This window comes from Sphaerospermopsis reniformis, assembly GCF_005402885.1.
Classification (GTDB): Bacteria; Cyanobacteriota; Cyanobacteriia; order Cyanobacteriales; family Nostocaceae; genus Sphaerospermopsis; species Sphaerospermopsis kisseleviana.
Map to the genome: position 1 here is coordinate 1 of NZ_BJCE01000551.1, position 563 is coordinate 563.

A 563-nucleotide genomic window follows, 5' to 3' on the forward strand; every position below is an offset into this window, starting at 1 on the left:
GGAATACCAGCACTAATTAAAGAACGGGATAAACCAATCACACCATCACCTTTAATATCTCCTTGTCCCGTATCACAAGCACTAAGAACTATCAATTCAGCATTCAGTTTTAAATCCAGAATTTCCCCTGATGTTAAAAAACCATTATCTTCACCACTGGGAGCAAATGCGATCGCACCTGGTACTACACCAAATCCTTTAAAGAAGCCATGAGTGGCAAAATGAATAATTCTGGCTGTGGGCATTTTTTGGACAATAGCTGTTTTAGTAGCTTTATTACCTGTAATTGCTTGAGTTTTCAACAATTCGGCAATTTTTACCGCTTCCCGTTCTGCACCAGGGAGAGGTGATTCTTGTTCATTGGTGATAGGATTTTTTGGCATAGTGGGATTACCAACTACTAATATTTCCCTACCAACTCCTGATTTTTCTCCTGATTTTTTAATGGCGTTTTTTCGCTTGTGGGTTAAATCTAAAACCTGAATAGATGGTGCAGTGAGAATAGTATGTTTTTCAATTAAATATTTACCTTTTTCATCTTGCAATGCGGGGAAAGGAACAAG

Annotated in this window: 1 protein-coding gene; it reads right to left on the reverse strand. The window is 38.0% G+C overall.

Annotated elements, in window-relative coordinates; all coding sequences use genetic code 11:
* A partial coding sequence (locus tag FFR48_RS28355; protein WP_137669621.1) for a CHAT domain-containing protein occupies nt 1-563 on the reverse strand: 563 nt, incomplete at both ends.